The sequence below is a fragment of the Mesorhizobium sp. M7A.F.Ca.CA.002.09.1.1 genome, from assembly GCF_003998555.1.
Classification (GTDB): domain Bacteria; phylum Pseudomonadota; class Alphaproteobacteria; order Rhizobiales; family Rhizobiaceae; genus Mesorhizobium; species Mesorhizobium ciceri.
In genome coordinates this window covers 1-8,768 of the sequence record NZ_RZRR01000133.1, presented here as the reverse complement: position 1 = coordinate 8,768, position 8,768 = coordinate 1, and the positions used below count along the sequence as shown (strand labels likewise).

Below are 8,768 nucleotides of genomic sequence, written 5' to 3'. Positions count from 1 at the left end.
GCATAGGAAATGCGTTGTGCGCCCGCCGGTGCATAAGGAGGAGCGGCACCTTCGACTTCGGTGCCCTCCGGCAGCATCTGGATGCGGCCGCCATTGGAACCTTCGCCGGCGCAAGGCAGGAGTTCGCTGGTCTTCTTGCCAGCCTCGAGCTGCATCGAGTTGGCGGTGAAGCAGCCGACCTGCATCCACAGTCCGTTGATGTCGTCCCAATTGCGGGTGGCCAGGATTTTCGAAAGTTCGGTGCGGGCGACCGCCTGGCTCCACATGCCGACAGCCTCGCCGACGATCTTGATATCAGGATACTTGGCGAAGACTTCCTTGGCGGCCTTTGTCCGCTGATCGTCAACGGATGTTCCCGGGACGCCCGTGATGGCGATGATGTTGCCCTTGCCATTGAGCTTCTTGACCAGCCATTCGGCGGTCACCCTGCCCGCTTCCAGCTGGTCTATGTGGACGTTGTAGGCACAAGGCTCGGTGATCTCGGCGTCGTACGCAAAGACCTTCACGCCCTTGTCGCAGGCATTCTTGACGACCTGGTTGAGCGCGGTCGGCGAGATCGGATACACGACAATGGCTTCGGCGCCGCTTTGCACCATTGCGTTGATCTGCTGAATCTGGCGTTGCGCGTTGGGGCCAGCGACCTGGACCTGCAGGTCGACCTTGTCGGCCAGGCTCTTATGAGCGGCCATGGCCTTGACCATATTGGCCGCCTCCGCCTGCCAATCATTGCCGATGTAGCTCATGCTGAGAAAGATCTTGTGCTTCTCGGCGGCCTGCGCGGCGGACAGGCCGAAGGCGCACGCAGCCATGCCGGCCAGCAGCGCGAGCCGCCGGACTTTCGATCCGATACCCATGTGGAACTCCTCCCAAACAGAACGACCAAATGCCTCCCAAGGGCACAAAACGTAAACCCTTGTCATTCGATGCCAGCGACCGTATCATGATTTGATCAAATATCAATGATGAAATCGTTTATATCAAAACGGGCTATGTCGGCCGCTTGACGTGGCACCACGAACCTTGCATTCCGGCACAAGCAATAGTGTCGCCCATGGGCGGGAAGGTTGACCGGAGATGGCTGGATCGGCGTTCAGGAAGCCTGGTGTCGAGATCATTCCACTGTCCAAGGAAACTCTGCAGGACCGGGTCTACAACCAGGTCACCGAACTGATTCTCGACGGCAGCATCGTGCCGGGCGAGATGGTCACGGTTCAGAGCCTCGCCGACGCCTTTGGCGTCAGTCCGATGCCGGTCAGGGAAGCGCTGCGGCGCCTGACGGCAGCCAACGCGCTGACGGTAGTATCCGGGCGCTCCATTGGTATTCCGGCGCTCAGCCGCGAGCGGCTCACCGATTTGCGAAATGTACGTTTTGAGATAGAGGCCATCGCCGCCGGCTGGGCCTCACAGAACCGCAGTGATGCGGATCTTGCGATTTTCGCGCGCGATCTGGACTCACTGGAACGCGCGAATGGCGCGGACGACGTAAAGGCCTATCTCAGGGCGAATTATACCTTCCACTTCGCAATCTACCGAGCAGCGGGATCCGAAACCCTGCTCAAGATCATCAAGGATCTATGGCTGCAGATCAGCCCCTATTTCAATATGCTGCATGGATCCTACTCGACCGCGAACACATACCATCAACAGATGTTTGCGGCCCTGCGCGACCGGGACGAGCAGGCAGTTCAGGCGGCGGTTCGCGGCGATATCGATGCGGCTTTCGACATGCTGGTCGATCTTTTGAAGTAGCGCCCGGCCCGACCTCCGACCCCTATCACATGCCTCCTATTTCTGGGGATGGCAGAGCAGCGCTCATGCGCACTCAGCGGGCAAGCGCGGGCTTCTTCTGGTGATCTAGAGATCATATCCCGAGCGCGTCATCCATGGTTCTCGTGCTTGAGCTTGCGAGGGCGGCAGCCGATGACGCGGCGAAGCACATGACCCGCATCCTCATTGTCATTATCGGATTGCCAAAATGTGGTAGCGTGATTATACCAGTTGATCAGTTGACGACGGGCGATACCGTCCGCTGAGATCAGGAGTAGTGACCAAATGACAACGATTGCGCTGTTCGGTGCCGGTGGGAAAATGGGCTACCGCCTGTCGACCAATTTTCGCGGGTCGCCCTACACAATACGCCATGTCGAGGTCAGCGATGCCGGCCGCGAACGGCTGAAGACCGGGCTGGGTTTCGATACTGTCAGCGCCGACGAAGCGCTCAAGGGCGCCGATGTGGTGATCCTGGCCGTTCCCGACACGCATATCGGCAAGGTGGCGACCAGCATCGAGAGCAAGCTGGCGCCGGGCACCATGGTGGTGGTGCTCGACGCGGCGGCACCCTTCGCCGGCCACCTGCCGAATCGACCGGACCTCACCTATTTCGTCACCCACCCCTGCCATCCGCCGATCTTCAACGACGAAACAGATATGGCGGCAAAGAAGGACTATTTCGGCGGCGTCAAGGCCAAGCAGCATATGGTCAGCGCCTTGATGCAGGGGCCGGAAGAGGATTACGCCAAGGGCGAGGCGATCGCGAAGATCATCTGGGCGCCGGTCATGCGTTCGCACCGCGTCAGCGTCGAACAGATGGCGCTGCTGGAACCCGGGCTTTCGGAGACGGTGTGCGCCTCGCTGCTGGTGGTCATGAAGGAAGCCGTCGACGAGGTCGTGGCACGCGGCGTCGACCAGCAGGCGGCGCTCGACTTCCTGCTCGGCCATATGAACGTGCTGGGCGCCGTCATTTTCGGCGAGACCAAGGGCGTTTTCTCGGATGCCTGCAACAAGGCGATCGAGTTCGGCAAGCCGGTGCTGATGCGGGACGACTGGAAGCGCGTGTTCGAGCCGGAAGAGATCGCCGCCAGCATTCAGCGTATCACCTGAAGAGGAGAGGCGCTGCCGCCGCGACGTCGCCGTACCGTTGCCGACGCTCGGCATCGTAGCTCATCAGGTACATATCACCTGAATTCGTGGTTGACTCATCATACCAGTTGGCTTAGCTGTTCATGGCTCGGATCGACAGGGTTTTGGCAGGAGTACGGTGGGCGAGTGGAGGATGGCTGGGGAGCAACGATCCGTGGAGGGAAGCCGGCAAACGGCTCTTTAGCCCCGAAGCGATCCGCCGCCCGCGCCGCCTGACGAATTCGGATGCCGACAGATGCTTTCGGTAACCAAGGCAATTTTTCAAACGGGAGGACTTCATGAAACTTACACGCAGAATGACGCTTGCGGCTTTCGCCGGCATGCTGGCGCTTGGCACGGCCGTGCCCGCCTATGCGGCGGATCTCATTGCCATCATCACGCCCTCGCACGACAATCCGTTCTTCAAGGCGGAAGCCGTCGGCGCCGAAGCCAAGGCCAAGGAACTCGGCTACGAGGCGCTGGTGCTGGTCCATGACGACGACGCCAACAAGCAGTCCGAGCTGATCGACACCGCGATCGGCCGCGGCGCCAAGGCGATCATCCTCGACAATGCCGGCGCCGACGCCACCGTCGCCGCGGTACAGAAGGCCAAGGACGCAGGCATTCCGTCCTTCCTGATCGACCGCGAGATCAACGCCACCGGCGTCGCCGTCGCGCAGATCGTCTCCAATAACTACCAGGGCGCCCAGCTCGGCGCGCAGGAATTCGTCAAGCTGATGGGCGAGAAGGGCAATTTCGTCGAGCTGGTCGGCAAGGAATCCGACACCAATGCCGGCATTCGTTCCAAGGGTTATCACGACGTCATCGACGACTATCCGGACCTGAAGATGGTCGCCCAGCAGTCGGCCAACTGGAGCCAGACGGAAGCCTATTCCACGATGGAATCGATCCTGCAGGCCAACCCCGACATCAAGGGCGTGATCTCCGGCAACGATACGATGGCGATGGGCGCCTATGCGGCACTTGCCGCGGCGAACCGCAAGGATGTCATCGTCGTCGGCTTCGACGGATCGAACGATGTTCGCGACTCCATCACCTCGGGCGGCATCAAGGCAACGGTGCTGCAGCCCGCCTTCGCGCAGGCGCAGATGGCGGTCGAGCAGGCCAACGACTTCATCAAGAACAAGAAGTCGCCGGCCAAGGAAAAGCAATTGATGGACTGCGTTCTGGTCAATGGCGACAATGCCGCCAAGCTGGAGACCTTCGCGCTGACGAACTGAGCCAGCGTGATTTGAATAGCGAGGGGCGAACCCAGGATCGCCCCTCGCCGCCATTTTCCGTGGGCCGCCCACGATGCTGAACGACAGGCCGCCATGCTGAACACCAAGCCGAACTGGCCGATCCTTACCGTGATGGTCGGCATCAGCCTGACCGCCTGCAAGATCCTGCCGACGAAATCGGACGACGGCAACAACGCTGCCACCTTCAATCCAGACAAGATGGTCGAAGAGATATGGGCGGCAAAGGTCGTGCCCTATCTCCAGCAGAAAGCCGGACCGTTTGCGCAGGTTCACACACTGGCGACAACCGACCCAGCGGCTGCCGGCGCCAAATACGGCAATCCGAACAAGCAGGCGAATTCGCCTTGGACTTTCGCGGTTCGGCTGGAAGGCAAGATTATCGCGGCCAACACACAGTCGCGTGCGGCAACGGTCGACGTCGATGTCGACGGCGACGGCAAAGCCGATGCACGGGTGCAGATCGGACCGGCGGTGCGCGGTACCGCGCTGCGCGACAGCCTGGACTTCATCCAGTTCAACGACTTCACCAACCAGATCGACTTCGCCCAGTTCGGCAAGGCTTTCAACGCTTATGCCGACAAGACGGTGCTTTCCAAGCTGCCGCGCGAGGCGCTGGAAGGCCGCAGTGCCAAGGTGCTCGGCGCCTATACGCTGGGGAGCGGCCAGGACCTGCCGCTGGTGACGCCGGCGGAGGCAGAGATCGGGCCGAAGCCATGAGCGCGATCGCGGAGCGCGAAATCATTCTGAAGCTCGAGGACGTCTCCAAGGTCTATTCCGGCACCGTTGCGGTCAAGCGCGCCAATTTCGAGGTGCGCAAGGGCGCGGTCAACGTGCTGGTCGGCGAGAACGGCGCCGGCAAGTCGACGCTGATGAAGATCATCGCCGGTGTCGAACGGCCGACCGCCGGCCGCATCCTGCTGGAAGGCGAAGAGGTTTCCTTCTCGTCATCCGGTGACGCGGTGAACCGTGGCATCGGCATGGTGTTCCAGGAGCTGAACCTGTTCGGCAATATGAGCGTCGCCGAGAATATTTTCGCCACCCGAGAAATCACCAACCGCTTCGGCAAAATCGACCACGCGCAACAGGAAAACCGCGCTGCGGAATTTCTGGAACGCCTACAGGCCGGCATCCGGCCCGACATGCTGGTCGAGGATCTGCGCATCGGCCAGCAGCAGCTGGTCGAGATCGCCAAGGCGGTTTCGCTCGATGCACGCATCCTGATCATGGACGAGCCGACCTCGGCGCTGAGTGCTGCGGAAGTCGAGATCCTGTTCAAGGTGATCGCCGACCTCAAGGCGCGCGGCGTGGCGATCGTCTACATTTCGCACCGGCTCGAAGAGCTGATCCGCATCGGCGACTACATCACCGTGCTGCGTGACGGCCGCATCACCGGCCAGGAAGAGATGAAGAACGTCGACACGCAGTGGATCGTTCGCCAGATGATCGGCTCCGACGCCAAGGACTTCGCCAAGGCCGACGGCCATCTTCCGGGCGAAGAGATTTTTCGTGCCGAGGAGATCTGCCTGCCTCGTGCCACCGGCGGACTTGCCGTCGACCATGTGTCGTTGTCGCTGCGTGCCGGCGAGATCCTCGGCATATACGGCTTGATGGGCGCCGGGCGCAGCGAACTGTTCGACTGCATCATGGGCCGCCACGGCCATTCGACCGGCGACATCTTCATTGGCGGTAGAAAGGTCAAGGAGCGCGATACGACGCGGCGCATCCGGCGCGGGCTGGCGCTGATCCCCGAGGATCGCCAGCGCGAAGGGCTTGTCTCGATCCTTTCGGTCGCCAGCAATTTGACGCTGGCCAGCCTGTCGCGCTTTGCCCGCCTGTTCCACATCCGTGGCGCTGACGAAAGGCAGGCGGTGACGCAGGTGGTGCGGGAGTTGGCGATCAGGGTCGCCGACCCGGCGCAAGAGGTGTCGTCGCTGTCGGGCGGCAACCAGCAGAAGGTGGTGATCGGCAAGGCGCTGCTCACCGGGCCCAAGGTGCTGCTGATGGACGAGCCCAGCCGAGGCATCGATGTCGGCGCCAAGGCCGACGTCTTCCGCACCATGCGCAAACTGTCGCGCGATGGATTGGGCATTCTCTTCGCCACCTCGGATCTCGATGAGGTGATGGCGCTGTCAGACCGCATTGCGGTGATGAGCAACGGAAAACTGACGGGCATGTTCGATCGCTCCGAGGCGACGGAGGCAGCCCTTGTCTCCGCCTCGGCACTTGGCCACGGGCCGACCCCGCACACGGAGAAAACCGCCCATGACTGACATCCCGGCCAAGGCGGCTGTCCCCTCCGTCTCGAGCGGCTCGCTGCTGCTGACGCTGATGAAGGCGAGAACCTTCATCGCGCTCATCGCCGTCTTGATCTTCTTTTCGATCGCGGCGCCTAATTTCCTGTCGACCGCCAATCTGATCCTGATGTCGAAGCACGTGGCGCTGAATGCGTTCCTGGCGATGGGCATGACCTTCGTCATTATCACCGGCGGCATCGACCTTTCGGTCGGTTCGATCGTCGGCCTGTGCGGTATGGTGGCCGGGTATCTCGTGCTCAACGGCATCGACCTGCAGATCGGCTACACCATCTATTTCAACGTCTTTGAGATCGCGCTGATCACGCTTGCCGTCGGCATATTGATCGGCGCCGTCAACGGCTTGCTGATCACCAGGCTAAACGTCGCGCCGTTCATCGCCACGCTCGGCGTGCTCTATGTCGCGCGCGGCCTGGCGCTGCTGTCGTCGGATGGCCGCACCTTTCCCAACCTCGTCGGCAAGCCGGAGCTTGGCACCACCGGCTTCGGCTTCCTCGGGGCCGGTCGGCTGCTTGGCCTGCCGGTGGCGATCTGGATCCTCATCGTCGTTGCACTGGGAGCCGCCTATCTCGCCAAGTACACGCCACTCGGTCGCCATATCTTCGCCGTCGGCGGCAATGAACGGGCGTCGCGGATTTCGGGCGTCCGGGTCAACATGGTCAAGATGTTCGTCTATATGTTCTCCGGTTTCTGCGCGGCGATCGTCGGCCTGATCATCTCGTCCGAGCTGATGGCCTCGCATCCGGCGACGGGCGAAAGCTTCGAGCTCAACGCCATTGCGGCGGCAGTGCTCGGCGGCACCTCGATGTCGGGCGGCCGCGGCACGATCGGCGGCACCATCGTCGGCGCCTTCGTCATCGGCATTCTTTCGGACGGGTTGGTGATGATGGGCGTGAGTTCGTTCTGGCAGATGGTGATCAAGGGCCTCGTCATCATCGTCGCCGTCGTCGTCGACCAGGCACAGCGCCGGCTTCAGCAACGTGTCACCTTGATGCAGATGGCAAAGGCAGGCTGAGCATGGCGGAACTGCGGGGAGCGCTGATCGGCTGCGGCTTCTTTGCCGTCAACCAGATGCATGCCTGGCGCGACATAGCGGGCGCCTCGATCATCGCCATCTGCGACCGTGACCCGGAACGGTTGCGGATCGTCGGTGACCAGTTCGGCATTGCGAAGCGCTATACCGATGCGGCGGAACTATTTGCCGGCGAAAGCCTGGACTTCGTCGATATCGCCACCACCGCGCCCAGCCATCGTCCGCTTGTCGAAATGGCGGCCGCCCACCGCGTTCCGGTGATCTGCCAAAAGCCGTTCGCGCCGACGCTTGCCGACGCAAAGGCGATGGTCAAGGCATGCGCGGAAGCCGGCGTTCCGCTGATGGTGCATGAGAATTTTCGCTGGCAGTCACCTATCCAGGCGGTGCGGACCGTGCTCGATAGCGGCGAGATCGGCACGCCCTTCTTCGGGCGTATCTCCTTCCGCTCGGCCTATGACGTGTTTTCCGGTCAGCCCTATCTGGCGACGGGAAAGCGCTTCATCATCGAGGACCTCGGTATCCATATCCTCGATATCGCCCGTTTCCTGCTCGGCGACGTCTCGACCATCACGACACGAATCGCCCGCATCAATCCCGCCATTGCGGGCGAGGATGTGGCGACCATGCTGATGGACCACAAGAGCGGCGCAACCTCCGTGGTCGACTGCAGCTACGCGACCAAGCTCGCCACCGAGCCGTTTCCCGAAACGCTGATCGAGATCGATGGCAGCGACGGCACGATCCGGCTGGCGCAGGGATACCGGCTGACCGTCACCGGCAAGAGCGGCACGGCCGTCACCGACGTCTCGCCGCCGCTGCTGGCCTGGGCGTCGCGGCCCTGGCACAACATCCAGGAAAGCGTCGTAGCCATCCAGCAGCACTGGGTCGACTGCCTGGCAAAGGGGACCGAGCCGGCGACCTCGGGCGCCGACAATCTTAGGACATTCGCGCTGGTCGAGGCCGCCTATGCTGGGGCCGCGAGCCGGCAACCGGTGCAACTCGACGCCTTGCCGAAATGACCGCCGGCACTTTCCTGCTCTACGGCACGCGCGTGGTCGAGGCCGAGCCGGTCAGGCTCAGCGCAGGCTCGCTCAGCGCCGACTTCGTCAACGGCAATCTGCGCACCATCCGCCATGGCGGCACCGAAGTGCTGCGCGCCATCGCCTATATCGTGCGTGACCGCGACTGGGGCACCTATGAGCCAAATTTGACGGACCTGGTGATCGAGCAGGGTGCCGACGCTTTTTCGGTCAGCTATTCGGC

At 62.1% G+C, this 8,768-nt stretch carries 8 protein-coding genes and 1 pseudogene; 8 read left to right on the top strand and 1 reads right to left on the bottom strand.

From position 1 onward, the window contains the following. On the bottom strand, positions 1-854 hold an 854-nt coding region (locus tag EN994_RS08630), incomplete at its 3' end, for a sugar ABC transporter substrate-binding protein (RefSeq protein ID WP_127231923.1). A gap of 220 nt (positions 855-1,074) precedes the next feature. Between EN994_RS08630 and EN994_RS08625 the strand changes: the two genes are divergently transcribed. The 8 genes and pseudogenes from EN994_RS08625 to EN994_RS08585 all read left to right on the top strand — a co-directional run. Then, positions 1,075-1,749: a GntR family transcriptional regulator gene (locus EN994_RS08625; protein WP_013533053.1), complete on the top strand. Its 675-nt coding sequence runs from the start codon at positions 1,075-1,077 to the stop codon at positions 1,747-1,749. Between the two features lie 303 nt (positions 1,750-2,052). Further along, positions 2,053-2,880 (top strand): phosphogluconate dehydrogenase C-terminal domain-containing protein, encoded by an 828-nt coding sequence (locus EN994_RS08615; RefSeq protein WP_063167523.1) that lies wholly within the window; start codon positions 2,053-2,055, stop codon positions 2,878-2,880. A 317-nt stretch (positions 2,881-3,197) separates the two neighbouring features. Beyond that, complete coding sequence (locus EN994_RS08610; RefSeq protein WP_127307483.1) at positions 3,198-4,139, top strand: D-ribose ABC transporter substrate-binding protein; 942 nt, start codon at positions 3,198-3,200, stop codon at positions 4,137-4,139. 93 nt (positions 4,140-4,232) lie between these two features. Then, positions 4,233-4,877 carry a DUF2291 family protein gene (locus tag EN994_RS08605; protein WP_027163941.1) on the top strand — a complete coding sequence of 215 codons (645 nt, stop codon included), beginning with the start codon at positions 4,233-4,235 and terminating at the stop codon, positions 4,875-4,877. Further along, entirely contained in the window at positions 4,874-6,430 is a 1,557-nt protein-coding gene (locus EN994_RS08600; protein ID WP_027163942.1) for a sugar ABC transporter ATP-binding protein, read from the top strand. Before EN994_RS08605 ends, EN994_RS08600 begins: the two co-directional genes overlap by 4 nt. Next, positions 6,423-7,487 carry an ABC transporter permease gene (locus EN994_RS08595; RefSeq protein ID WP_032809713.1) on the top strand — a complete coding sequence of 355 codons (1,065 nt, stop codon included), beginning with the start codon at positions 6,423-6,425 and terminating at the stop codon, positions 7,485-7,487. Before EN994_RS08600 ends, EN994_RS08595 begins: the two co-directional genes overlap by 8 nt. 2 nt (positions 7,488-7,489) lie before the next feature. Next, positions 7,490-8,524 (top strand): Gfo/Idh/MocA family oxidoreductase, encoded by a 1,035-nt coding sequence (locus tag EN994_RS08590; RefSeq protein ID WP_063167522.1) that lies wholly within the window; start codon positions 7,490-7,492, stop codon positions 8,522-8,524. Next, a pseudogene (locus tag EN994_RS08585) lies at positions 8,521-8,768 on the top strand (hypothetical protein); the annotation flags it as partial. The gene EN994_RS08590 and the pseudogene EN994_RS08585, both read left to right, overlap by 4 nt.